Origin of the sequence: Empedobacter brevis NBRC 14943 = ATCC 43319 (genome assembly GCF_000382425.1) — a bacterium.
Lineage (GTDB): Bacteria > Bacteroidota > Bacteroidia > Flavobacteriales > Weeksellaceae > Empedobacter > Empedobacter brevis.
The window spans coordinates 553473-579895 of record NZ_KB908291.1 but is presented as its reverse complement, the minus strand read 5'-3'; the positions used below and the strand labels follow the sequence as shown (position 1 = coordinate 579895).

The 26423-nt window shown below is 31.1% G+C and carries 24 protein-coding genes and 2 riboswitches; of the genes, 12 read left to right on the top strand and 12 right to left on the bottom strand.

The genetic code is table 11. From position 1 onward, the window contains the following. Positions 1 to 2: 2 nt before the first annotated feature. Together H277_RS0103030 and H277_RS0103025 are read right to left on the bottom strand one after the other, a co-directional pair. The gene (locus H277_RS0103030; protein ID WP_019974100.1) at positions 3 to 881 is read right to left on the bottom strand and encodes a flavin reductase family protein; all 879 of its coding nucleotides are present in this window, start codon (positions 879 to 881) and stop codon (positions 3 to 5) included. A 9-nt stretch (positions 882 to 890) separates the two neighbouring features. Further along, a complete protein-coding gene (locus H277_RS0103025; protein WP_019974099.1) occupies positions 891 to 1859 on the bottom strand; it encodes a fumarylacetoacetate hydrolase family protein in 969 nt (322 codons plus the stop codon). 270 nt (positions 1860 to 2129) lie between these two features. On the opposite strand from H277_RS0103025, the gene H277_RS0103020 reads away from it, so the two are divergent. After that, positions 2130 to 2414 carry a hypothetical protein gene (locus H277_RS0103020; RefSeq protein WP_019974098.1) on the top strand — a complete coding sequence of 95 codons (285 nt, stop codon included), beginning with the start codon at positions 2130 to 2132 and terminating at the stop codon, positions 2412 to 2414. A 44-nt stretch (positions 2415 to 2458) separates the two neighbouring features. Here the strand turns inward: H277_RS0103020 and H277_RS0103015 are convergent, their stop codons facing one another. Then, the gene (locus H277_RS0103015) at positions 2459 to 2680 is read right to left on the bottom strand and encodes a hypothetical protein (RefSeq protein WP_019974097.1); all 222 of its coding nucleotides are present in this window, start codon (positions 2678 to 2680) and stop codon (positions 2459 to 2461) included. Between the two features lie 119 nt (positions 2681 to 2799). Here H277_RS0103015 and H277_RS20130 point away from each other — a divergent pair, with 119 nt between their 5' ends. Both H277_RS20130 and H277_RS0103000 read left to right on the top strand, forming a co-directional pair. After that, positions 2800 to 2937, top strand: a complete 138-nt coding sequence (locus tag H277_RS20130; RefSeq protein WP_019974096.1) for a hypothetical protein — start codon at positions 2800 to 2802, stop codon at positions 2935 to 2937. 625 nt (positions 2938 to 3562) lie between these two features. Continuing rightward, positions 3563 to 4918 carry a hypothetical protein gene (locus H277_RS0103000; RefSeq protein WP_019974094.1) on the top strand — a complete coding sequence of 452 codons (1356 nt, stop codon included), beginning with the start codon at positions 3563 to 3565 and terminating at the stop codon, positions 4916 to 4918. 19 nt (positions 4919 to 4937) lie between these two features. Here the strand turns inward: H277_RS0103000 and H277_RS0102995 are convergent, their stop codons facing one another. After that, positions 4938 to 5414 carry a hypothetical protein gene (locus tag H277_RS0102995; RefSeq protein ID WP_146810322.1) on the bottom strand — a complete coding sequence of 159 codons (477 nt, stop codon included), beginning with the start codon at positions 5412 to 5414 and terminating at the stop codon, positions 4938 to 4940. Positions 5415 to 5453: 39 nt separating this feature from the next. Beyond that, positions 5454 to 6407 (bottom strand): IS1595 family transposase, encoded by a 954-nt coding sequence (locus H277_RS0102990; protein WP_019974092.1) that lies wholly within the window; start codon positions 6405 to 6407, stop codon positions 5454 to 5456. Positions 6408 to 7021: 614 nt separating this feature from the next. On the opposite strand from H277_RS0102990, the gene H277_RS0102980 reads away from it, so the two are divergent. Together H277_RS0102980 and H277_RS18520 are read left to right on the top strand one after the other, a co-directional pair. Continuing rightward, the gene (locus tag H277_RS0102980; protein WP_019974090.1) at positions 7022 to 8431 is read left to right on the top strand and encodes a KAP family P-loop NTPase fold protein; all 1410 of its coding nucleotides are present in this window, start codon (positions 7022 to 7024) and stop codon (positions 8429 to 8431) included. A 113-nt stretch (positions 8432 to 8544) separates the two neighbouring features. Next, positions 8545 to 8937 (top strand): HNH endonuclease, encoded by a 393-nt coding sequence (locus H277_RS18520; protein ID WP_019974089.1) that lies wholly within the window; start codon positions 8545 to 8547, stop codon positions 8935 to 8937. A 144-nt stretch (positions 8938 to 9081) separates the two neighbouring features. Here H277_RS18520 and metF read toward each other — a convergent pair whose 3' ends face one another. The 3 genes from metF to H277_RS0102960 form a co-directional block, all read right to left on the bottom strand. Further along, positions 9082 to 10038 carry a methylenetetrahydrofolate reductase [NAD(P)H] gene (metF, locus tag H277_RS0102970; RefSeq protein WP_019974088.1) on the bottom strand — a complete coding sequence of 319 codons (957 nt, stop codon included), beginning with the start codon at positions 10036 to 10038 and terminating at the stop codon, positions 9082 to 9084. A 163-nt stretch (positions 10039 to 10201) separates the two neighbouring features. Further along, positions 10202 to 12865: a methionine synthase gene (gene metH / locus H277_RS18515; RefSeq protein ID WP_019974087.1), complete on the bottom strand. Its 2664-nt coding sequence runs from the start codon at positions 12863 to 12865 to the stop codon at positions 10202 to 10204. After that, positions 12853 to 13851, bottom strand: a complete 999-nt coding sequence (locus H277_RS0102960) for a homocysteine S-methyltransferase family protein (RefSeq protein ID WP_033422499.1) — start codon at positions 13849 to 13851, stop codon at positions 12853 to 12855. The genes metH and H277_RS0102960 overlap by 13 nt, the downstream gene beginning before the upstream one ends. A gap of 43 nt (positions 13852 to 13894) precedes the next feature. After that, positions 13895 to 13994, bottom strand: a riboswitch (SAM riboswitch). Between the two features lie 444 nt (positions 13995 to 14438). Then, a riboswitch (SAM riboswitch) is annotated at positions 14439 to 14539 on the top strand. Between the two features lie 132 nt (positions 14540 to 14671). Here H277_RS0102960 and H277_RS0102955 point away from each other — a divergent pair. Further along, positions 14672 to 15853 (top strand): homoserine dehydrogenase, encoded by a 1182-nt coding sequence (locus tag H277_RS0102955; protein ID WP_019974085.1) that lies wholly within the window; start codon positions 14672 to 14674, stop codon positions 15851 to 15853. Positions 15854 to 15907: 54 nt separating this feature from the next. Here H277_RS0102955 and H277_RS0102950 read toward each other — a convergent pair whose 3' ends face one another. Together H277_RS0102950 and H277_RS0102945 are read right to left on the bottom strand one after the other, a co-directional pair. Then, positions 15908 to 16354 carry a thioredoxin fold domain-containing protein gene (locus H277_RS0102950; protein ID WP_019974084.1) on the bottom strand — a complete coding sequence of 149 codons (447 nt, stop codon included), beginning with the start codon at positions 16352 to 16354 and terminating at the stop codon, positions 15908 to 15910. After that, positions 16354 to 18414 carry a TonB-dependent receptor plug domain-containing protein gene (locus H277_RS0102945; protein WP_019974083.1) on the bottom strand — a complete coding sequence of 687 codons (2061 nt, stop codon included), beginning with the start codon at positions 18412 to 18414 and terminating at the stop codon, positions 16354 to 16356. Before H277_RS0102945 ends, H277_RS0102950 begins: the two co-directional genes overlap by 1 nt. A gap of 104 nt (positions 18415 to 18518) precedes the next feature. Here H277_RS0102945 and H277_RS0102940 point away from each other — a divergent pair, with 104 nt between their 5' ends. Beyond that, the gene (locus H277_RS0102940) at positions 18519 to 19175 is read left to right on the top strand and encodes a metal-dependent transcriptional regulator (protein ID WP_019974082.1); all 657 of its coding nucleotides are present in this window, start codon (positions 18519 to 18521) and stop codon (positions 19173 to 19175) included. 98 nt (positions 19176 to 19273) lie between these two features. Here the strand turns inward: H277_RS0102940 and H277_RS0102935 are convergent, their stop codons facing one another. Then, entirely contained in the window at positions 19274 to 19639 is a 366-nt protein-coding gene (locus H277_RS0102935; RefSeq protein ID WP_019974081.1) for a DUF1573 domain-containing protein, read from the bottom strand. Between the two features lie 174 nt (positions 19640 to 19813). On the opposite strand from H277_RS0102935, the gene H277_RS0102930 reads away from it, so the two are divergent. From H277_RS0102930 to H277_RS0102920, 3 genes are all read left to right on the top strand, one after another. Continuing rightward, the gene (locus H277_RS0102930) at positions 19814 to 22435 is read left to right on the top strand and encodes a valine--tRNA ligase (protein WP_019974080.1); all 2622 of its coding nucleotides are present in this window, start codon (positions 19814 to 19816) and stop codon (positions 22433 to 22435) included. A 98-nt stretch (positions 22436 to 22533) separates the two neighbouring features. After that, positions 22534 to 23271: an alpha/beta hydrolase gene (locus H277_RS19590; RefSeq protein ID WP_019974079.1), complete on the top strand. Its 738-nt coding sequence runs from the start codon at positions 22534 to 22536 to the stop codon at positions 23269 to 23271. Positions 23272 to 23348: 77 nt separating this feature from the next. Beyond that, entirely contained in the window at positions 23349 to 23990 is a 642-nt protein-coding gene (locus tag H277_RS0102920) for a LysE family transporter (RefSeq protein ID WP_019974078.1), read from the top strand. Between the two features lie 4 nt (positions 23991 to 23994). Here the strand turns inward: H277_RS0102920 and H277_RS0102915 are convergent, their stop codons facing one another. After that, positions 23995 to 24429, bottom strand: coding sequence for a hypothetical protein (locus tag H277_RS0102915; protein WP_019974077.1), 435 nt, complete (start codon positions 24427 to 24429; stop codon positions 23995 to 23997). Positions 24430 to 24495: 66 nt separating this feature from the next. Here H277_RS0102915 and H277_RS0102910 point away from each other — a divergent pair, with 66 nt between their 5' ends. Beyond that, entirely contained in the window at positions 24496 to 25905 is a 1410-nt protein-coding gene (locus H277_RS0102910; RefSeq protein WP_019974076.1) for an aldehyde dehydrogenase family protein, read from the top strand. 78 nt (positions 25906 to 25983) lie between these two features. Continuing rightward, positions 25984 to 26391 (top strand): RrF2 family transcriptional regulator, encoded by a 408-nt coding sequence (locus H277_RS0102905; RefSeq protein WP_019974075.1) that lies wholly within the window; start codon positions 25984 to 25986, stop codon positions 26389 to 26391. Positions 26392 to 26423 lie beyond the last annotated feature (32 nt).

The window sequence follows — 26423 nt, the reverse complement described above, 5'->3', positions numbered from 1 at the left end:
GTTTAAATTTTCATCAATAACCAATACCAAGCACCATTTACATCACCTTGTTCCAATAGCTTTGCTGCTACCTGATGACGAACTTCAATAGATTTGAATTTCTGTATATCCAATCGTTGTGTTAATTGCGCTTTGAAATTCTGAATCATTTCATCCGTAGGTAATTTTTCTACATTCCCAAGTTGACCTAAATTATTTCCTGATAAATAATTGGAATGTTTGATTTCATCAGGTAGTTGATCAATTCCCAAGCCCACTGTGCGTGTTGGTTTTTCAACTTCGAAAATAGATTCAGGAATAACACGACAGTAATAATCACCACCCATACGTGCGACTAAATCTAAATCGTAAGGCGAGACTTTATCATTTTCATCCAACAAATCTTGGTGAATGTGCAAACGAACGACTTCTGCAATGACTAAATTTGCTGCACCGGGTTGATCTGTAATTGAAATAACTTCACGAACTTTACATTCCAGTTGAACAGGAGATTCTGCCACACGAGGTGGTTTTACCAATTCTGAAGCAAGTTCGGTAAAGCCGGCTTTCACAAATTCATTTACACCTTTAGGATATTCAACACTTGCTAAAGATTGCTGTTGGACAATATTATAATTCACAATATTAATCACACATTCCGGATGTTCCCAAATATTTTCTAATGTATGTTTCGTGGTTCCATCTCTCATTTTTCTTAATGGAGAAAAAACACAAATAGGAGGGTTCTGTCCCATCATATTGAAAAAAGAAAACGGACTCAAATTGACATTTCCGTCTTTGTCTACGGTACTTGCAAAACAAATTGGACGTGGAGAGATAACATGTTTGAAAATATCATCAAACTTATTTGTATTTGGCTCAAAAGATTTTGTATGCTGCATAAAATGAGTTTATTCGCTATAAAGATGAACAGAATTTACTAATTTTCCTAATCCTGTGATTGACATTTCGATGCTGTCATTTGGTTGAAGCCATTGTTCCCGGTAAGTCGCATCTTGGCGTTTTCCTGTTCCATTGAGTTCCAAGAAACATCCAGTTCCAACAGTTCCTGATCCAATAATATCACCGGGATAAAGTTTGACACCGTACGAAATTCGTTCGATGATTTCGGCAAATGTCCAATGCATCTCCTTAAAATTTCCGCGAGAGACTTCTATACCATTTACTGCGCAGGTCATTTCCAAGTCATAACAATTTCCGATGTGTCCTTTTTTAGGTTCTACCTTCTCATTTGTCATTTCGTCCGGCGTTACCAAATAAGGACCAAACATCGACGCAAAGTCTTTTCCTTTTGCAGGACCAAGGTTTAGTTTCATTTCTTCCATTTGAAGAGCTCTGGCGCTTAAATCATTCAAAATCATAAAACCGCCGATATAATCATCAGCATCTTCAGCAGTGATGTTCATTCCTTCTTTTTTGATGACAATGGCAACCTCCAGCTCGAAATCCATTCGGTCAAAATGTTTTTCCATGGCGTATACTTTTCCCGGTCCCTGGATTGCCTGATGATTAGAAAAATAAAAAACAGGAAATTGATCAAATTCAGGAATCATTTCTAAACCTCTGTTTAAACGGGATGTTTCCACATGTTGACGAAAAGCATAAGCATCTCTAAAACTAGAAGGATGCGGTATTGGAGCCAATAAGTGAGGATTTTCGACAAGTGCTTTTTTATATTCGCCACGAATGATTTCATGATAAATCTGCTGACAGATTAAAAGTGAAGAATCATCATCGGCTAATATACCGATTAAAGTAGCGGGTATATTGGAATTAATTTTTGTTAAATCATAGATCGCATCTTGTAAAACAAGACCTACCTTTTCTTGTTGATTTTCTAAGAAAGTAACGAATTTCATTATTTGTTGTTTGAGTCGTGAAGATACGAAGATGATTTTAATCTTCTAATACTCTGAGAAAAAAAGCCCCGCAGATAGGCGAGAGGCTAAATGTTTTTTTGTGAAAAATAAAGAATGAGGTTGATATTTTCTACAGTTTAGAAATAATAAAATTAGATAACTATATACTTGAATGTACCAAGTGATTTTTCTTTAACAAGTTACGGTTTACCGTAAAAATATTTTGATAACTCTGTATATTTTTACTTTTAATTTTAAAAACAGATAAATATGACAGAATTTATTACAAGAGTTGAATTGAATAATGCTAATTCAGAAAATTATTTAACACTGCATGAAGAAATGCGAAAGGAAGGCTTTATCAAAACAATAGGCGATAGTAGTGGTAATTATTATTTGCCGGATGCTACATATAATTACATAAGTGATACATTAAATAAATCAGATGTTATTCAAAAGGCTAAAAAAGCTGCTAGTAAGACTAATAAATCTTACAAAATTTTGGTAACTAAATCAGCTGGGTCTACTTGGTACAATCTTGATAAAGTAAAATAATAAAAAACATCTGTATATCAAAATTGACATGCAGATGTTTTATTCTATCTTCCAGTTGAACCAGAACCTGTATTAGACTCATCATAATTAGGGTCAAATGTTACCATAACTTTTGATGTAGGTTGATTTACAGATACTACAATTTCATTAGGAATAGTTTCATCATTAAGTTCTTTTGGCATAGTCCAGAAACCTCTAGATTTTAATTCTTCAAAAAGCTCTTTATTTGTAAAGTCTTTTAATGTTTCAGTTTGTTTTGTAGACATAAAAATTTCTTTATAAGATTATAAGAAATATAACAACTTATGCAATCTTAAAGCCAATCGTTCAGTAAGTTGTATACATATACTATAAATCTATTATTATCTTTCAAAAACTATTTAATATGAAATCATTAGTTGAATACATAAACGAAAATTTAGAATCTTCTGAAGAGATTAAAGAAAACTTACAACAAATAGACGAAAATCAAAATGAAGAAGCTGAAGAAGCTGGTAAGGAGGCGTCTGAGGATGAAGAATAAATAAGAACCCATCAATATTTGGTACATATTGATGGGTTTTAAATACATTGAAGTGTTAATTAAAATTTTCAAAAAATTCTATTACAAATTCAATAAGTTGAAGGGCATCAACTTCGTTAATTAATTTTTCAATTATTAACCTAATTATCTTTCTAATCGACTTTTTACAAAGAAAGATAATTAATTTTCTGACTAAACCTTGCCCTCCTTGAGGGTTTAGGTTTTTTGTATGATTTTTTATAATCATACAGTACATATATAAGAAGTTAAACTACGAGGTTATGCTTTGAAAAGTTTTGAGAAAACACTTTGTATCAACTTGTATGTCAAACCTTTAATTATTTTTATTCTTCAAAAATTTTTATTATATTTGTATTTATAAAATAGAGTTTATTGTTCATTTAAGAACATAAAATATTCGTGCTTAATAGCATTATTGTCAAACCCGAATTACCACACGGAGAATAATCTTCATCAGAAAAGGCAAATAATGTATATGAGGTATGCCGTTATTGGCGTGGCTTGTATCCATTGCTTTTTTAGGGTGTGGTAATCCTGAGGTTTGACGTGGTGCAATGTCCACGCTATTTTTATTTTTTAATAATCAAATTTCAAATTACCACACATGAAAATTAAATCATTTAGTATCATTTCTATAATGATTCTATGTCCTCGTATTTTTGCTCAAAATACAATTTCACTTCAATCCTCAGATTTTGAAAATCTTAATTTAGAAAGTTACACTATTTACAAAGTAGATAAAAAATCTATACACTTCTATCCATATGTAGAGGGACTTGTAAATACTAAATCTTATGAATTATTTTTGAATCAAAAAGAAGAAGCAAAAACTATTTATGATGCAGATTTATTAGAAAAGAAGAAAAAGTCAGATATTTTAGATAAAAAGAATTTAATAATATCAAACATTCAAACTTACAAGAAAACAAAAGATATTGCTCTTCTTGAAGAATCATCAAAGCTAGCAGGAGAATTAAATGTTTTATTTTTTGAAGTAGGTAATGATATTATATATCTTCGATACAATGGTAAATATGCTTCTAAACGAATGCTTGATAGGTATATTGAATTGTTAGAGTTGAATAAACAAGGTATTACTTATGTTAGCTCAAGATATCAAACTAAAGCTATAGAAGTGACTGATAGAAACCCTTATTTTAGACGTAAAAAAGGATATCTTGAATTAGTTGAAGAAGAAAAATCTTTTACTGATAAAGAAAAATTTGAAACAGGTTTAGTTCGTAGTAAATTTTTAGAATCAAGAACAGCATATATTGCCAATAAAGATTCTATAATAAAGGCTTTGAATGGTAATTTTCAAGAATTATCAAGTAAGGTAATGATTGCATATTCTGATTATCAAGACAAATTATTGAAAAATGAAGTATCAGAAGAAGTCAAGAAATATTCATCTTATGGAAATTCAAACTATTCATTTGTAAAAAATACAGATAATAATGAATTATATGTTTTCTCAGCAGGATTATTTAGGGAATTATCATCAAATAAAATTCAAGCAAAATTAAATCATCTACTTATAAAACTTAACTATAAACCATATCAATATGATGGCTATGACCAATGGTATGTTAACACTAAATACTATAAAATTGAAGTTTATCCATTCTTTTATGGCGAATTGAATGCTGATAATTCATATTTAAAGAAACTTGATGAAAAATATCTTAAAATTCAAGAATTAAGAAATAAAGGATTCAGCTATAATAAGTCACTTGATAATTATATAAGAATATATAGATTAAAAAGAAATAATATGTCGATGTCTGATATAAAAGCTTGGACTCAAATAACTAAAGAAGCTAATTTGATTCATAAAAAGATTTTTGATTTAGAAAATTCTATGCAAGTTAGTGTTATACCTCTTGATGATAAATACTATTCAAAATATCAGGAGTTTTTGAGCTATATAACTGCTTCTTCTAATGTTCTAGGGTTGTAGGAGATGTGAAACGAACTTACTATGTAAGTTCGTTTTTTGTACTTTTTACTAACCTCATATTTTCTGAAAATAAATCTTTCTCTGGAATATCATGAAGTTCATAGTATAAATCAAGAATTTCATCTTCTTTACTTTTGTCATTTAGTAAAAATGAAGTATTTTCAGACGATGACTTAATATACAATTCAAAATCAATAATTTTATGGTCTTTAGTTTCATATTCAATTAAGTAACAAATACTACATGATTTAGATTTGTAATCAAAATACTGAATTTGAGGTAAATGATGTTCTTTAATTTTAAAATCTTGATGTTGGTTAATAAAATGAATAATTATATTGCCAAATCTTTTCAAAATATCTTCTTCTGTATATTGCATATTTTTTATGTTAGGTATAAAGCTACCTAAAAAATTAATAATATAGTATTTAGCAACAATAAATTTTTTTATTAATGATATTTTTAATCTTGTAAGAAGTGATTTGATTTTCGACATATTGATTTTCTTTATAAGAAATATAACAACATCGAAACTCTAAGCTATCAGTTCATCGTAAGTTAGCCTATCAGTTGCATTAAGTAATGCAATATTAAATCTATCTCCATCACTAAGATTTCTCGTATTATATCTATATGAAAACTCATCACAATACTTTTGTAAATGTTTAGGACTTGTAGAATGATAAATACCTAAGATACCTCGTTTTAAAAGACTCCAGAAACCTTCAATTGCATTTGTATGAAATTCTCCTTCTACAAATTGACCTTTATTATGCGGAATTCTTTTATGTATATAATCTTTACTTAATCCAGAATAACCTACCCAACCATCTGATACAATTATTGAACCTTCTTTTACCATATCTTTAATAACAGCTTTCAAAGTTTTACCTTTTGTATTTGGAATAATTTCGGTAGTAACAATGCCATTACTTAATAAACCAAAAACAACGGTCTTTGTTTTGGTGCTTCTACCTTGAGTATTTTTAACTCTACGTTCCTTTGGCTTTTTCATGTTTTTACCTCCTATAAATGTTTCATCAACTTGTGTAACATCATTAAATTTCATCATAGTTTTTGCTCTAAATGAATATCTAATTCTACTTAACATGAACCATGCAGTTTTTTGAGTTACTCCTAAATCTCTATGTAATTGTGAACTACTTATACCTTTTTTATGAGCAGAAAATAGATAAATAGCCATAAACCACTTTTTTAATTTAATATGAGAGCCTTCAAACATAGTCCCAACAGTAACAGTGAATCGATTTCTACAATCTTTACATTTATACAACCCTTTATGAACACCTTTAAAATTTAATTTATAATGATTTTTGTTTACACTTCCACAATGTGGGCAAACAGGTTCATCATTCCATCGTAATTTTTCTAAATACTTTCTACATTTTTCTTCTGTATCAAGAACTTCTACCATTTGAATTAAAGAAGAAAACGCTTTATTATCTTTTGATTTTAAACTATTTAGCATTATTGTTTTATTAAATTTATTAAATAATGGTGAGGCTGAACAATGCAGCAAAATAAATTTTAAGCTTATTCAAAAAAATATTTTACTGCTTGAAATCAGCATGTTACAAACTTGAAGTTGGTTTAATTAATTACAATTTTCAATTAATACTAAATAGGATGAACATTAGTATTTTCTTTAAAGTTGAAATGATAGGTACATTGATAAGAAAAATAAAAAAAGCTATTACACCTTCAGATTTAGTCATGAAATCTATAGAATTGTTAAAAAAATTTCTAGCCTTTTCTTTAAGTGATAAACTTTCAATTTTAATGTTTTTTGAAGTTGATTCATTTTTGTAAGAAATTCTTCTTCTCGTAAAAGTTGAATTTCTGTTGTAACGAAAATTTGTTTCCATATTGTAAAATTTTCGAAATGAAACAACATTGCTCAACGTTAAGAGTCAACTTTATCAAGTTGCAAAAAAGCCAGCTAATTAGCTGGCTTTTGTTGTTTGTATATCAAGTTGTTATGTTTTTAATAGCGAAAACTGTAAATAGATTTTGGTCTTATAATAATTAAAAAGAATTAAATTTGTTTCAATAATAAACACTATTGTAATTAATATTATAGATATGAAAATCAGGAATGAAGAAGTAATTATTGATATAGATGAACCATTTAAGAATTGTAAATTAAAACGAGAAAAGTATGCTGATGTTTTAACTAGTTTAGTTGAAAACTATAAAGATGGATTTGTTTTAGCTATTAATAATAAATGGGGTGCAGGTAAAACGACATTTGTTAAAATGTGGGAACAGAAAATTAAAAATAAAAATTATAATACCATATATTTTAATGCTTGGGAAAATGATTTTGAAGATAATCCATTAACAGCTCTGATAGGTGAATTGAATATAATTAACAAATCAGATAAAACATTTAATAAAGTTGTAGAGAGTGCTTCCAAATTAGCTAAGAATATATTACCAGCAATCACTAAAGGTATACTTAATAAATATATTGATTCTCAACTTATAATTGATGTAATAGCTGAGTCAACAAAAACAGCAACAGAAATTTTTGAAGCAGATGTTAATGAATATGCTAAAAGGAAAGAATCTATCAAAGATTTTAGGAAAAATTTAGGAGAGTTTGTAGCAAATAATTTTAATGGTCAACCATTGATTTTTATTATTGATGAATTAGATAGATGTAGACCAAATTATTCTGTTTCTTTACTTGAACAAGTAAAGCATTTTTTTAATGTACCAAATATAATTTTTGTATTATCTATTGATAAAGAACAATTAAGACATGCAATTTGTGGAGTTTATGGATCTGAAAAAATCGATACTGAACAATATTTAAAAAGATTTATAGATATAGAATATACTATACCACAACCAGAAACTGAAAATTATTTTGAGTATTTGTATGACTATTATGATTTTGATTCTTTCTTAAATTCAAAGAAAAGGCAGGATTATTCTTTGTTTAATAATGACATTGAAAAATTTAAAAAGATTTTGAAAGGCTTAATTGGTAATTTGACACTAAGAGAGCAAGAAAAAATAATGTCATATACTAGAGTTATATTTAAAACATTGGAATGTAATAATCACATTGTACCTATATTTTTCTCTTTCCTAGTATATTGTAAATTTAAAGAAACTGAATATTATTATAAGTTATTAAATTTTGAAGCTTCTATAGAAGATGCTCAAGAAATGATGTACAATATCTTAAATAAACCTATTTTTCTAGATGTTTTTAAATTCGGTATTAGTATAGAAGCACAACTACTCTTATCATATAGCTTATATTTAAAAGCTAATCATATAGAATATTTAACAATTTTAAATTTTGATAACATGTCACGTGAATATTCCTTAAATTATAAATCAAAATTTAATGATGGTGACTTACTTAACTACTTAGTATCTATTCAGAATGATTATTATAATAATTATTTAAATGAATTGTCATTAAATTACTTTTTTGATATTTTAGAATTATCATCTAGAACTTTAAAAAGTAGTTGATTTATTTTTATTTGGTACATTCAAGTATATAGTTATCTAAAATTAAATTATAGGAGAAGCATTTTACGGGAAAACGTAAAATTAACTATTTGCTTAATGCTATATTGCAATCTATGGATATAGAAACGAAAGAACTATTAATAAGAATTTATAGATGGAGTTCTGAGCAAATTGACCTTGCTTTACGTGCAAAATGTAAATGCGAATATTGTGATAAAGATATGTTTGAATCAGCAGATAATTATAAATTATGGGAAGTAGATCATATTATTCCCAAATCTTCTCAAATTGAAGGGTTTGACTATAATAGTTTTGATAATTTAGCTATTGCATGTAAGCAATGTAATTCTTCTTTTAAGTCAAAATATAATCCGGTTGAATCCATTGGATCGAATAAAAGTAGAGAAGAATATATTCAAGATATTAGAAATTATATTCAAGAGTTTAGAAGTGATAAAGAAGAAGAATTATTGGAAATAAAACAACTGTTTAGTGAATATTTATAAGGTGTAGATATTTTATAAAAAACGCATCATTTGATGCGTTTTTTATATTTATTACCATATTTTTCAGAAAAACTATTTAATGTAAGACTTATCTATCATTTAAAATAGAAATTATGGCAAAGGAATAATAATTTCGTTTCTTTCTTAAAATATAGCTTCCGCTACAGTTTTGGTATTATTAGAATTGCTCATGGTATAAAAATGTAAACCGGGAACGCCAAATTCAATTAACTCTTTGCATTGATGAATGCTCCATTCAAGGCCGATTTGCTTCACAGCTTCCTTATCTTTTGCTTTCAAAACTTCCATCGACAAAGGCTCCGGCAAATCAATATAAAAATTCTGCGGAATCGAAGTCAAATGACTGAATGTTGTCAAAGGTTTTATTCCCGGAATAATCGGAATATGGATATCCATTTCGCGGCATTTATTCACAAAGTCAAAATATTTTTGATTGTCAAAAAACATTTGAGTCACAATATAATCTGCACCCAATTCAACTTTCTTTTTCAAATAATGCAGGTCCATCGCAAGATTTGGTGATTCGAAATGTTTCTCCGGATAGCCGGCTACACCAATGCAAAAATCCATCGGGTGCGATTCCTGCAGTTCATCATCCAAATAACTCCCGGTATTTAAACCAGTAATTTGTCCGATCAAGTCAGATGCATGTGCATGCCCGCCCATTTCAGGAACAAATGATTTCTCCGATTTAATTGGGTCTCCACGCAGAACCAACACATTATCTATTCCAAGGAAATTCAAATCGATCAACGCATCCTCTGTGTCTTCTTTTGTAAAACCACCACAAATCAAATGCGGAATCGCATCAACTTTATAATGATTCTGAATGGCTGCACAAATGGCAACTGTTCCGGGTCGCTTCCTCACTTGGTAACGTTTCAATAATCCATTTTCTTTCTGTTTATAAATGTACTCTTGACGATGATAGGTGACATCGATAAAAGCAGGATTTAATTCCACTAAAGGATCCAAAGTTTTGAACGTCGCATTTACATCTTGTCCTTTTAAAGGAGGTAAAATTTCAACAGAAAACAACGGTTTTCCATTTGCGCGTTCTATATGTTGTGTTACTTTCATTGTTTTTAATCGTGTTGCAAAATTCGTATGACGAATCTGTAATAATTTATGTTGTAAGTGTCTAAGTGCTAATGTTTCATTTGGGCGTTCCCTTCGGGCGGGCTTTTCGCTGCAATCTTTGCTATTCATCAAAGGATTTTCACTTCAATCCCTGACGCAGTTTTTACGCCAAGTTTGGACTCAACCAACGTTCAGCTTTTGCCAATTCGATATTCTTACGTTGAGCAAAGTCTTCTACCTGATCCATTTTAATTTTTCCTACACCAAAATATTTCGCTTCCGGACTCCCGAAATAATAACCGGAGACCGATGAAACAGGATACATCGCCAAAGAACTCGTTAACTCGATACCGGCATTTTTTTCAACATCTAAAATTTTGAAAATAGTTTCTTTTTCTAAATGATCAGGACAAGCCGGATAACCGGGAGCAGGGCGTATTCCTTTGTATTTTTCAGAAATTAATTCTTCATTCGATAACGTTTCATCTTTTGCATACCCCCAAACTTCTGTTCGGATGTATTTATGCAAATATTCCGCATACGCTTCTGCTAAACGATCTGCAAGTGCTTTTACCATAATCGAATTATAATCGTCTAAATTCGTTTCGTATTGTTTTGCTACTTCTTCAATTTCTTGTCCTGCCGTTACAGCAAATGCGCCGATATAATCTTCGATACCCGAATCTTTTGGTGCAATAAAATCTGAAATTGAAATATTCGGTTGTCCTTTCGATTTTTTAGCTTGCTGGCGAAGTGTATAGAATTCTTCAATTTTCTGATCATGTTCATCAAATAATTCTATTGTATCGTCATCTATTGTATTGGCTTTAAATAAGCCATAAACCGCTTTTGGCTTTGCTAGATTTTCTGCTTCAATTTTGTTTAACATCGCCAAGGCATCCACATACAATTCTTTTGCATTTGTTCCGACAATTTCATCATCCAAGATTGCGGGAAATTTTCCGTGCAAATCCCAGGTTTTAAAGAATGGTGTCCAATCGATAAAATCTTTCAAATCAGTAATACTCACTTGGTGTGTAAATACACCTAATTGAGCTGGCTTGAAAGGTTTGTGCTCGTTGAAGTTAACGCTTAATTTATTTTTACGCGCCTCTTCAATTGTCAAATATTCTTTTGCTACAGCACGGTTCAGAAAACCTTCTCTAATTTTAGTGTAATCTGTAACTGTTTCAGAAAATAACTCATCTTGTTGTGTACCTACCAATTTTGTACACACAGTTACTGAGCGGGAAGCATCTAAAACATGAATTGCTTTATCATATTCAGGAGCAATTTTCACTGCAGTGTGTGCTTTGGAAGTTGTAGCTCCGCCAATCATCAATGGAATATCAAGGTTAAGGCGTTTCATTTCTTTGGCAACATGAACCATTTCGTCCAATGATGGTGTAATTAATCCTGAAAGTCCGATAACATCCACATTATTTTTCTGAGCTTCCTCTAAAATAGTTTCTGAAGAAACCATCACACCTAAATCTATGATCTCAAAACCATTGCAGCTCAAAACAACTGACACAATATTTTTTCCAATGTCGTGAACATCACCTTTTACAGTAGCCATCAATATTTTTGAAGGTTCTTTGTCTGTTTTATTTCTAAGTTTTTCTTCTTCTAAAAAGGGAGTAAGGTAAGCGACAGATTTTTTCATGACGCGAGCCGACTTCACCACTTGCGGCAAAAACATTTTTCCACTTCCAAACAAATCACCGACAACATTCATTCCGTCCATTAATGGACCTTCGATCACACGAAGAGGTGAACCGATTTTATCTAACGCTTCAGCTGTATCTTGATCGATAAACTCTGTAATTCCTTTAACCAAGGCAATTTCTATGCGTTTTTCTAACGGTAATTCGCGCCAGGAATCATCTTTCTTTTTCTCTTTTGTAACACCTTTCAAGTGTTCAGCAAAATCGATTAATCGTTCTGTTGCATCATCTCGTCTATCCAATAAAACATCTTCAACATGTTCCAGTAAATCGGTTGGAATATCATCATAAATCTCAATCATTTCAGGATTTACAATTCCCATATCCATTCCATGTTTGATGGCGTGATACAGAAATGCAGTATGCATGGCTTCACGGACGGCATTATTTCCACGAAATGAAAACGAAACATTCGAAACACCGCCTGATACTAAGGCATGGGGAAGGTTTTCTTTGATCCATTTTGTTGCGTCGAAAAAATCAATCGCATTGCGTCGATGTTCTTCCATTCCTGTGGCAACAGGAAAAATATTGACATCGAAAATAATATCTCTTGGATTAAATTTAACTTGATTCACCAAAATATCATACGAACGTTTGACGATTTCGAGGCGACGTTCATAATTGTCTGCTTGTCCTTTTTCATCAAATGCCATGACAACTGTTGCCGCACCATAGCGTTTGATTTTCTTGGCATGTTCAATGAATAATTCTTCCCCTTCTTTTAACGAAATTGAGTTGACAATTGCTTTTCCTTGTACATTTTTTAACCCTGCTTCAATAATTTCCCATTTTGAAGAATCGATCATGATCGGAACTTTTGAAATATCAGGTTCAGAAGCAATCAATCGTAAATATTTTACCATAGAAGCCACGCCGTCAATCATTCCTTCGTCCATATTAATGTCGATGACCTGAGCACCTCCATCTACCTGATCACGTGCAACCTGCAATGCTTCTTCAAATTTTTCTTCTTTGATTAATCGCAAGAATTTTTTGGAACCTGTGACATTTGTTCGTTCGCCAACGTTTACAAAATTCGAATTTTCACGTACAATCAAAGGTTCTAATCCGGAAAGTTGAATTTTTATACCTGGCATTCTTCGCTGATTTTTCGAGGTTCGTAATCTTTTGCTAATTCTGCCATTAGTTTGATATGTTCCGGTGTAGTTCCGCAGCATCCTCCTAAAATATTAACCAATTTTTTCTCTAAGAATGGTTTCACAAAATCACGCATCATTTCCGGTGTTTCATCATAGCCTCCAAATGCATTTGGTAAACCGGCATTGGGATAAGCGCTTACATAAAATGGAGCTTTTTCTGCTAAAACTTCTAAATAAGGAATCAAATCTGTTGCGCCTAAAGCACAGTTTAATCCAACAGAAAGTAAATCAATGTGCTCTAATGATATAAGGAATGCCTCTGTTGTTTGTCCTGAGAGTGTACGCCCGGATTTATCTGTTATAGTTCCGGAAGCCATTAACGGAACATCAATTCCGGTTTTGTCAATTGCATCTTGAATTCCAAAAAATGCTGCTTTTGCATTAAGAGTATCAAAAATCGTTTCAACTAATAAAATGTCCGCGCCAGCTTCTAACATGGTTTTGGCTTGGCGGTAATAAACATTTGCCAGTGTATCAAAATCAATGTCGCGGTAACTCGGATCGTTTACCTGAGGAGAAATCGAAGCTGTTTTATTGGTAGGTCCTAATGAACCGACTACAAAACGAGGTTTATCGGGTGTAGAAAATTCTTCGCAAGCTTCTTTGGCTAAACGAACAGCTTCGGCATTTAATTCATCAACCAAATCAACCATATCATAATCAATCATCGAGATAATATTGGCATTGAATGTATTTGTTTCAATTAAATCTGCTCCTGCTGCCAAATATTCGCGGTGAATATCCTTGATAATATGAGGTTGAGTTAAAACTAATAAATCGTTATTTCCTTTTAAAGAAGTATGAAAATCTTTGAATCGTTCTCCGCGATAATGTTCTTCCTGTAAATTGTGCTTTTGGATCATTGTTCCCATTGCACCGTCTAAAATCACAATACGTTTTTTTAGTATATCGTTTAATTTCATTCTAATTTTTTTAAAAACCTTATGGGAAGAGTGGTGAAGTAATTCCTTATCTTTCTCTGTTTTGAGTAGGATGTAGCACCCAACTTTACTTTGGGTTGCCAAGATATCTACGGGCCTAATCCCTCCATCTTTCTTCATAAGGTACCTGCAAAATTATCTATTTCGCTTAAAATAAAAAAATGACAAGCATAAAAAAGATTGTTTGAGAAAGATGAAATAAAATAAGTTAATCATTGCGGATTCTTTAAAGATGATTTTATGTTTAAAATTTATTATTTTAGAAAATAATTCTATTAAAATAAATATTGTAGGAAATAATATTTTAAAACTATTTTTATGTATGGTATTTTAGAATATATTTTAGAATTATGATTTTTTTTTAGAAAAAGAATATGATTTGTTTTTTCTTTTATTTAAATTTTTAAGAATATTTTTTTTAAATATGCGAATAAATAGAATAATATTCTTAAAAAAACCTTTTATTTCGATTTGTATAGAAAATAATAAATGTTTCGATGTAAAAAATTTTGGAAAAGTAAAATAATTTCATCTAAATTTGCTGTCAGAAATAGTTCATTAAAGTTTAGATTTTATCAAGAAAAGTGGAGGGAAATGGCCCAAAGAAACTTTAGCAACCTGATTCATTGATCAAGGTGCTAAATCCATCCTGATTAAGGGAAGATGAATAAAAATTAGTTAAAACCAATCATTCAATAATATTCGTTATTAAAATTGGTTCAATTGTTTTTATTTGCAATTGAACCAATTTTTTTTCTTCACTTTTTCTAATAAAATCAATTCATAAAAAAGAAAGAAATACATGAAAAAAATAAATATCGGCTTATTCGGATTTGGAGTTGTTGGAGAAGGAATATATAAGGTTTTAGAAGAAAAACCTCAGCTGAATGCTACAATTAAGAGAATAGTCATCAAAGATTCTTCAAAAACCAGAAACGCTCCTTCTGCATTATTTTCGACGAATGCAGATGATATCTTAAATGATGATGAAATAAATGTGGTGTTAGAGTTAATCTCTGACGCGGATGCGGCTCATGATATTATTAAAAAGGCATTTAATAAGAGGAAACATGTTGTGAGTGCAAATAAAAAATTAATTGCAGCACATCACAAGGAGTTGTTGGATTTGCAAGAACAGAACAAGGTTTCTTTTTTATATGAAGCGTCTGTTTGTGGTTCGGTTCCAATTATACGAAATTTAGAAGAGTATTTTGATAATGATTTATTGAATTATGTTTCTGGAATTGTAAATGGAACGACAAATTACATTTTAACGAAGATGGCAAATGAAAACGAATCGTATCAAGATGCATTGAAGGCTGCACAAGAAAATGGTTTTGCAGAAGTTGATCCAACAGCAGATGTAGAAGGTTACGATGCGGCAAGTAAATTGGCAATTATTACATTACATGCTTTTGGGAAAAAGATTGAGGTACAAGATGTTATTCGAAAGGGAATTACGTCTTTAAAGATGGAGGATTTTAAATATGCAAAGGAGAAGGATTATACCATAAAACTTATTGCAAATTCTAAAATTAATCATCAAACAGGAGAAATAACTTCTACAGTTTTGCCGACTTTTGTAGAACTTAATAAAACAATTGCACTTGTGAACAATGAATATAACGGAGTTTTGATTGGCAGTTCACTTTCGGATGAACAATTTCTATATGGAAAAGGAGCAGGACGTTTCCCTACATCTTCAGCTGTTTTGAGTGATATTTCTGCGTTGAAATACGATTACAAGTATTCGATTAGAAAGTATGAAAACGAGAAAAAAGGCGTGTTCAACGAAACCGGAAAACGACGTGTTTACATTGGGTTTGAGAGCCAGGCTGATGATGTTTCATCTTTTTTTGAGGAAATTGAAGAACGTTACCAAAGTAAAAATTATAACCATATTGTTGGTGTGATTGACATAGAAAAACTGAAACAAAAAGAGATTATTGAGAATACAAATCTTTCAATAATTGCTTTTGAGTAATTTTTGTGATTAAAAAGCCTCAAGATTTCTTGAGGCTTTTCTTAAATCTAAAAATTAGGGCTTTTGAAAATACTTTTCCAATAGTAATTTAAGTGGTTTATTTTTAATCAGTCCGGAATAGGTCATTTCTATTTTAAGGTCTTTGGATAGTAAAACCCAATATGGATAACTTACCTGTTCTTCTGATGAAACAAATTCTTCTAGGAATGAGTTCCTTTTCTTTTTTGAATCAAAATGATATTGTTGATTTAAAAACATAATTTTTTCGATTGATTCGGCATTCAACTCCAAATAATAAATGTTTTCATTTAAAATGTGGAGTAAACTTTTATCTTTTTCGATTTGTTTTTTTTGAATCATGCAATAGCTGCACCATGAGGTAGAGAAATACAATAGAATGGGTTTAGGTTTTTCCTGAAAAACCGAATTGAATTTTTCTAACGAAATTTGTGCGTGAACGTTGAATGATAGTAAAAAGAATGCTAAATACCAGTTTTTCATTATCGTAAATTGTATCGAATACCAATAAAACCTCTTGTTCCCTGCATAGGCGTGTAACTGTAATCATTTGGTTCAAAAATAACATCGTTTCTTCCTTTGGGCGGAGTAACACCATTACCTGGTTCTCCAAAAGGATCCCACCAACGGGCAATGACATCTCCTTTTGGCAAGACATTGAAAATATTTTTAACTCCTCCGTATAACTCAATATTGTTTTTGAATGATTTAGTTAACTGAAGATTTGCAATAAAAGTAGGTTTTGAATAAGCCGGACGATAGTCGTTTTCTACTCTAGGTAACTTCATTTTGTCATTGTAATTTGCAGTCAAATCAACTGTGAAACCTTTCTTGAAAGTATAACTTGCCAAGAAATTACCAGACCATTTTGGAGCATGGTATTGGACTTCTTTTATGTCGTTTTCTTTTTTGTAAACATCCATATAAGTAGCTCCAAGCATAAATTTTAACGGAAAATCAAATGTAGCATCTATGTTTAATGAAACACCTTGTGAAATGGCATGTCCATCTAAATTATCGTAAAGTATTTTTGTTTCATCTGTGTCCGTATCAGCAATAATCTTGTTAGTGAAATAAGAGTAAAATGTTGTTAAATCAAAATTTAATGCAGCAAAAGAGGTGGGTAATTTGAAAACATAATTAATATTCCCGTTATAAGATTTTTCAGGTTTTAATTCATTTTCAAAAACAACTTGTCTTGCACCTGTTAATGCACGATGATCTTCAGTGAAAACATTTACAACACGAAAGCCTGTCCCAAAACTAGCTCTTAGAGTGTGATGAGCAGAAGGTGAGAATTTATAAGCAATTCTCGGAGAATGTATTCCTTTGTGTGTTTTGTCATAGTCGAAACGGTAACCAATTAAAAGTTTGTTAACTGCATTTAAAGACCATTCATCTTGGAGGAAAATACCGGGAATAGGCGTATTCATCGGGTTATTTTTAATGAGCTTTCCTGATCCGTCATATTCTCCGGTTCCTCTGGTGTCGTCATCATAATACGTGTATTTGAAAGAAGATCCTAAAAGTAAACTGTGTTTTCCTATTATCTTATCCCAATAAGCTTGTGCAAAGACAACCTGTTGTTTTCCCTGGTATGATTCTGGTCCGTAAAAAGAGTTTTGTTGATGGAAATTATACGAAAATTGAGTCATAATTTTTTCTTTAACAGGTAATTGATACATCCCTATTGCTTCGAAACGATTTGTCATAATGCTTTCTGCATAGATTTCTTCACTTCCTCTGTGTAATTTTCGTTTCCAGTTGGTTTCACCTCCCCAACGGTCTTCATATAAATACCGTAAAGCAAGAGAAGCCGTTCTGTTTTCTTTGCGTTCGAAAGCGAATTTATTAAAAAGAGTAATACGATCTTGCAATGTAACATCTGTGAAACCGTCTTTATTTTTATCTTTTTTATGGCTATAATTAAAATAATTGAAACCAAATAAACTGTTCACTTTTTGTCCTAATTTGTATTTATAGCCTCCATCAAGATTGGTTTCCAACCATGATGTTGTAAAAGCATCTAAAGCTAATTTTGGAGCAGATTTGGGAGATTTAGTAATGACATTGATTATTCCACCCATTGCTTCTGTACCATAAAGAGAAGATGCCGGACCTTTTACAACTTCTATGCGGTCGACTAAGGAATTAGGGATTCCGCTTAATCCATAAACTGTTGATAAGGAAGAAACAATTGGCATGCCGTCAATTAAAATCATCGTATAGGGTCCTTCCATTCCGTTAATGTGGATGTCTCCGGTATTGCAGACATTGCAATTTAATTGTGGCTGGACACCATTTATTAATTGGACAGCATCAAAAAGAGAAGGGGTTGGGTTTTTTTGGAAAAACTTTGGCGTATAGATTTCTATCGGAACCGGACTGTCTGATTTTTTTACTGCTTTCATTGTGCCCGTAACTACAATTTCATCTAAATCACTAATTGAATCTTTTTTGATATGTATACTATCTTTTTGCTCAATTTGCGCATATGAAATGAGCGGAGCTAAGGCGAGAATAAAGTAAATTTTCTTTTTCATATTATTTTCTTTTCTTTTTGAAATTTAAAAGTTAGACAAATCTAACAAAAATATTATAATAATAGTTTTTGTTTTGAAATAAATGTTTCAATTATATTTGTTAAATGAATTCATTGGTCGAAGAAAATTACCTCAAAGCACTGTTTCATCTTTCAGGAAATGGAGGAGGAGAAGTAAATGTGAAAGATTTGAGTAAGCATTTGGAAATAAAAATGCCTACTGTAAATAGCATGATGAAGAAATTAGCCGAAAAAGATTTGGTTATTTACGAATCGTATAAACCTCTTCGATTGTCTGAGAAAGGTATATTAAAAGCCTCTTTGATTGTAAGGAAACATCGTTTAACTGAAATGTTTTTGGTCGAAAAAATGGGATTTGGTTGGGAACAGGTTCATGAAATAGCAGAACAAATAGAGCACATTCAAAGTCCGCTTTTTTTTGATAAAATGGATGAACTGCTAAATTATCCAAAATTGGATCCGCATGGTTCTCCAATTCCGGATAAATATGGAAATGTAGAGATGATTAATTATAAAAAGCTGTCTGAATTTCAAGAAGGTGATGTGGTAGAAATTTGTGCTGTAACTGGATCTTCTGATGAATTTTTGAAATATCTGAATTCAAAAAACATCCAATTAAACGACAAAATAAAAATAATTACGATAGAAGATTTTGATGGAACAATGACTGTAGAATTTATTGAGAATAAGTATGTTGAAACATTTAGTAGTCATGTAACATCAAGGTTGCTAGGAAAATAATAGATTGTTCAATTTATGTTAATAAAACAGACGAAAAGAAATCCATTATTTTTTAATGAAAGAACAAAAAAAGCAAGTTATTTAACTTGCTTTTACTATTATTGAGCTTTTCCTTTTACTCTGAAAATTTTTCTTGAAGAAGCCGGGTCATTTGATGTAATGGTTACCGATTTATTAAAATCTCCTGCAACTGCACCACTTGAATACTTAATTGTAATATCAGCCGATGCTCCTGGAGCAATAGGTGTTTTAGGATACTCAGGAGCAGTACAGCCACAAGACCCAACAACACTTTTTAAAATTAAAGGTTTGTCACCTGTATTCGTTACTTTAATTTTAGAAGTTACATCCGTATTCAGTTTTATATTTCCAAATTGAATTTCTTCTTTTTCTAAACTAAGTGTTTGAGCAAATAAACTTGAAAAGCCTAACGCAAAAGCACCTACAAACATTAATTTTTTCATGACGTAATAATTAATTTATAATCAAATGTACAAAAAGTATTTTTACAAAATAATAATTGTAATAAGTTTTAATACAAATAGTATTCCAAAATTTGGAGATAATTTTTAATAAACTAGGCAATTTAAGGCAGATTGTTTAAATTTGCTCAAATTTGTTTTTAAGTTATAAAAAGAATGGAAATCGCATCAAAATATACACCTAAAGAGGTTGAAGGGAAATGGTATGAATACTGGATGGAGAAAAAATATTTTAAATCTACTCCAGATGAGAGAAAAGCTTATACAATTGTAATACCACCCCCAAACGTCACAGGAGTCTTACATATGGGACATATGTTGAACAATACAATTCAAGATGTATTGATTCGTCGTGCCCGTATGCGAGGATTTAATGCCTGTTGGGTTCCTGGAACAGACCATGCTTCAATTGCAACTGAAGCCAAAGTTGTTGCGAAATTGAAAGAAGAAGGTGTATCTAAATTTGATATCGGTCGCGAAAAATTCTTAGAACATGCTTGGGATTGGACACACAAACATGGTGGAATCATCTTAGACCAATTGAAAAAATTAGGTGCTTCTTGTGATTGGGATCGTACAAAGTTTACAATGGATGCCGATTTATCTGAGTCTGTTCAACGTGTTTTTATTGATTTATATAACAAAGGATTAATTTACCGTGGATACCGTATGGTAAACTGGGATCCGGAAGCAAAAACAAATATTTCGGACGAAGAAGTTATCTACAAAGAAAAAAACGGAAAATTATTCTATTTGAAATACCAAGTTGTTGGTTCAGATAAGTACATTGTTGTAGCGACAACTCGTCCGGAAACAATTTTTGGTGATACAGCAGTTTGTATTAATCCTAACGATGAACGTTACAAATGGTTGAAAGGGCAAAAAGTAATAGTTCCTATTGTTGGTCGCGAAGTAAATATTATCGAAGATGAATATGTCGATTTAGAATTCGGAACAGGATGTCTTAAAGTGACACCTGCTCACGATACGAATGATTACGAGTTAGGGAAAAAACATGACTTAGAGTTCATCGATATTTTTACAGATGAAGCAAAATTAAATGATTACGGAATGCATTATGCAGGAATGGATCGTTTTAAAGTTCGTAAAGAAATTGAGAAAGAATTAGAAGAAAAAGGTTTACTTGAAAAAGTAGAAGATTATAAAAATAATGTAGGGACATCTGAAAGAACGGGAGTTGTAATTGAACCAAAAATCTCAAATCAATGGTTCTTGAAAATGACAGATTTAGCAAAGCCTGCATTGGATAATGTCATGAACGATACGATTAAATTTCACCCGGCGAAATTTAAAAATACGTACCGTAATTGGATGGAAAATGTAACAGATTGGAACATTTCTCGTCAATTGTGGTGGGGACACCAAATTCCTGCATTTTTCTATGGAGATGGTAACGAAGATTTTGTAGTTGCATTAACAAAAGAAGAGGCTTTACCTTTAGCACAGGAAAAGACAGGAAATACAGCATTAACTCTTGAAAATTTACGTCAAGATGAAGATGCGTTAGACACTTGGTTTTCTTCTTGGTTATGGCCAATTTCAGTATTCAATGGAATTAATGAACCTGAAAATGAAGAAATTAATTATTATTATCCAACGCAAGATTTGGTAACGGGGCCAGATATTATTTTCTTCTGGGTGGCGCGTATGATTGTGGCCGGGTATGAATATCGTGACCAATTGCCTTTTGAAAATGTATATTTCACCGGTATTGTTCGTGATAAACAAGGCCGTAAAATGTCTAAATCTTTAGGAAACTCACCTGATCCAGTCGAATTGATGAATGAATATGGTGCTGATGCGACACGTATGGGAATGTTATTAACCGCTCCTGCGGGAAATGATTTACCTTTTGATGTTGAGCTATGTTTACAAGGTCGTAACTTTGCCAACAAAATTTGGAATGCTTTCCGTTTAATTAAAGGTTGGGAAATAAAGGAAGATGCGGAACAGTCTACAGCTCAAGCAAAAGCAGTAAATTGGTTCGAAAATAAATTTCAACAAACATTAGCAGATATTGAACACAATTATGATCAATACCGTTTGTCAGATTCGTTAATGGCCATCTATAAATTGATTTGGGACGATTTCTGTTCTTGGTATTTAGAAGCGATAAAACCAGTATTCGGTGAACCAATTGATCGTAAAACATACGATGCAACCATTGTTTATTTAGAAAATGTTTTAAAAGTTTTACATCCATTCATGCCTTTCTTAACAGAAGAAATTTGGCATTTAATTGCTGATAGAACAGAAGAGGAGGCTTTAATTATCGCAAAATATCCGGAAGTATCCTCTTTTGATGAAACGATTATTAAAAGCTTCGAAAATACAAAAGAAGCAACAACAGCAATTCGTGGTCTTCGTTCAGAAAAAGGAATGTCACCAAAAGAAGCATTAGAGGTGTTTGCAGATGGACAGGCTGCAAATGAAATTTATGTGGATGTTTTCTCTAAATTAGGAAATGTTTCTAATTTTAATACAGGAGATAAACCGGAAAAAGGTTTTGCTTTCCGCGTTGGTACATTAGAGTTTATGGTACCCATGTCAGACAATATTGATGTGGAAGCTGAACGCGAAAAATTACAGAAAGAATTGGAATACAATCAAGGCTTCTTAAATTCTGTTCGTAAAAAATTATCGAACGAAAAATTTGTTGCCGGAGCTCCGGAACAAGTTATTGCAAATGAACGAAAAAAAGAAGCGGATGCTTTAGAAAAAATTACTCAAATCGAGGAGCAATTAGCAGCATTGTAATAAAATAGATAGACTTTATATAAAAAAACCACTTCGTTTGAAGTGGTTTTTTTGATAAATTTTTACCTTAAATTTAAGGGAAACTTTAATACGATTGAATGTCAGAGGAATTAAACTATAAATTCGAGAAAGTATTTTCTAAACTTTTAAATCAAGAAAGAAATATTTTTATTTGGATTCCAGAAAATTATAATGATGCAGACCTACCTGTTTTGTATTTGTTAGATGGAGGAATGAATGAGCGATTTATGTATGTTATTCAATTGGTGGATGAGCTGATTAAATCAAATCGTATCAACCCTTTGATTGTTGTGGGAATTGAAAACATTAACCGTAATTTTGATTTTACAAGAAATACAAACGTAGCAAAAGATAAAAAATGGGTTACAGAATTTGGGAATGCAGAGAATTTTGAAAAATTTTTAGCACTAGAATTAATTTATTTTATTAAAAATTGCTACAATACAAATGGTATAAAAGCGATTGTAGGAGAATCTTTAGGCGGGTTGTTGGTCATGGATTTGTTATATTCCTTTCCGGGTTATTTTGATTACTATATTGCGATTGATCCTTCACTTTGGTGGAATAATCACGAGCTATTGGATTATTATTTGGTAGATTTTGATTATACTATCTTGCAAAATAAAAAATTATGGATATCAAGCTCTAAAACTGTCTCCATTTCAAAGTTTACAGATCAATTGGATGAAAAATTGAAACAAATGCATAATCTGAAAACGAATTGGAATTATATGCATGATGTTTCACAAAATCATTTTACAATTTTCAAATCTTCAATAGAAAATGCATTGATATGGACTTTCAAAAACGAATGATTGGGATGATTAATATTACTTCAATAGGTTTCTACCGCAAGTTTATTTAACTTTGCAGACCTTTTTACAAAGAATTAATGCAGTATTTAGAACTTATTTTTATCGGAATTTTTACAGCAATTATAGGATCTTCTATTCCTGGATTATTAAATATGACTGTTGTAAAAATTGGAAAACAAGAAGGAACTAAAAGTGCATATTCTTTTATGTCTGGTACTGCGGTAACTATTGCCATACAGGTTTTTTTGGCAATTTTTTTGGCAAAATTTATTGATTTTAATGAAGAAGTGACAAAGGTTTTTAGAGAAGTTGGATTAGCTGTTTTTATTATAATTACAATTTATTTTCTCTTTTTCGCAAAAAAACAAGATCAAAAAAAGAAAAAGAAGAAATTAAATCAAAACGGTAATGTGAAACAGAAAAACAAATTTATTTATGGTTTACTGTTGTCAGCAGTTAATATTTTTCCTATTCCATTCTATGTTTTTCTCAGTGCTACTTTAGTTTCGTATAATATTACTGTTTTCGGACAACCAAATAGTTCTGTTTTTGCCTTAGGAGTTGTGGTTGGCTCGATGATTATTTTTGGATTATACCTTAAATTTTTTAATTCAAAATCAGAAGAAAATTCTTTTATTCTTAAGAACATTAATTATGTAATTGGAGGTGTCACTAGTGTCGTTTCTCTTCTCACAGTTTATCAACTTTTTCAATCATAATTATTTAATTCAATTTTGATTTCGGATGAGCATATTTCACCAAATATTCCATCACTTCATCACATTCTTTTCCTTCTAAAATATAGCTTAAAATATCTTCTGTCAATTCATCAATAATTTGAGGATTAAATTCAAATTTTTTTGCTAAATCAATGCAAATAATCTTTTCATTTTGGTGAATCTTTAAGTCAACAACCATCAATAAAACGGTGTCGTAAAGTAGTGCGAGACGATCTGAAAAAGAAGAAGGAAGTGAAAATTCAAATTTTGTATTTTCATTCAAAATATAACTCACATCTTTGGCTGAGAGCTGGTGATGTTTTGCAACATCAGAAATAACCTGGATTTCTTTTTCATTCAAGTTTCCATCACTTTTGCCTAAAATAAATAAATTCTTGATGTGATTTAGCTTATCGATTAATGTCAAATTATTTTTCATGCGCTATTTTCTAGTTCTTAAAAGCTGAATAAAATTGATTAAATTAACTATTCTAAAATTTAAACCGTGTCAGATTTTAAAACGACAATAAATGAGATTTATGATTTACAATTTAAAAATAAATTGAACATTCGCAATCTCTCTGTTCATCAACGTAAAGAATATCTATTAAGATTAGAAAAATCAATTTTGAAGCATCGGAGTGAGATTGAACAAGCATTATTTCTAGATTTAAGAAAATCTAAGGTTGAGGCTGATTCCACTGAAATTTTTCCGGTTTTATCGGAGATTAGATTATTTCGAAGAAAACTAAATCGCTGGTCGAAAACAAAATCAGTTTCCAATAATTTGATCTTCTTTGGATCGAAGGCTCAAATTCAGCCGGAATCTTTAGGAAATTGCTTGATTATTTCACCATGGAATTATCCGTTTCAATTGTGTTTGTTGCATCTGGTAGCATGTATTTCTGCCGGAAATACAGCGATTTTAAAACCATCAGAATTTACTCCGGCTACTTCTGAAATTCTCAGTAAAATTATTGGGGAAGTTTTCGAGCGAGATCATGTGGCAATTGTGGAAGGAGAAGTGGAGCAAACGACTTATTTATTATCCAAAAAGTTTGACCATATTCATTTTACAGGCTCACCAAAAGTTGGAAAAATTGTGATGGAAGCAGGAGCAAAAAATTTATCTTCTGTTACATTAGAACTGGGAGGGAAATCTCCTTTGATAATTGATGAAACAATTCCAATACAGGAAGTAGTTGAAAAAGCGATTTGGGGCAAGTTGATTAATTTTGGACAAACATGTATTGCACCAGATTATATTTTAATCAAAGAAGAATTTAAAGATCAATTTGTAACAGCTTTTATCCAACACTTGGAAAAAATAGTTGGAAAAGATCCTTCCCAATCTAAGGATTTGGCTCGGATTGTTAACCTTCAAAACTATAAACGATTAAAAATTATAATAGAAGATGCCATAGAAAAAGGTGCAAAATGTCCATTTGGAAATGAATATAGGGAAGATGAATTGTATATAAAACCAACTTTATTGACTGATATTTCTAAGGATGCTGTCATTGAAAATGAAGAAATTTTCGGTCCGGTTTTTCCTATTTATACATTTAAAGAAGTAAATGAAGTAATTGAATTTATTAGATTAAAAGAGAAACCTTTAGCGATTTATATTTTTTCTTCAAACAAAAGTTTTAGAAATAAAATAGAACGGCAGACTTCCTCAGGTTCAGTTGTTGTGAATGAAACGTTGGTTCATATTTTACACCCGAATTTACCTTTCGGAGGCGTTAACTATTCAGGAATTGGAGCTTCAACCGGTTACGCAGGTTTTGTAGATTTTTCACACCTAAAACCAATTTTGAACGTTAATCGTATATTTTCTCCATCTAAGTTCCTCAATTATCCTTATAATTCTACTACTCAAAAGATAATTGATTATTTGATGAAATATTTTTAAACCCACTTCAAACGTTTTAGGATTATATTTGTTTTATACAATAATCAATATTATTTTTGTAGTTAAACTCTTATAAAATTGTTATCAAAAAAGACAAAATACGGATTGAAAGCCATGGCTCATTTAGCCAGACAAGAAAGTAATAAACCAGTTTTAATTGGACAAATTTCTGATACAGAGGTGATTCCAAAAAAATTCTTGGAGGCAATTTTGTTAGATTTAAAAAAACTAGGTTTTGTAAATTCTAAACAGGGTAAAGGAGGAGGATATTATTTGGCAAGAGAGCCTAAAGATATCAGCCTAGCTTCTCTAATTCGTGTATTAGAAGGCCCAATTGCACTTTTACCTTGTGTTAGTAAAAATTATTACGAGAAATGTGATGATTGTCCAAACGAAGGGATTTGCACTTTAAATAAAGTGATGGTTGAACTGAGAGACTCAACATTGGAAATTCTGGAAAATAAATCATTAGAAAGTTTAAAATAAATAAAAGCCTGAATTTATTCGGGCTTTTTTAT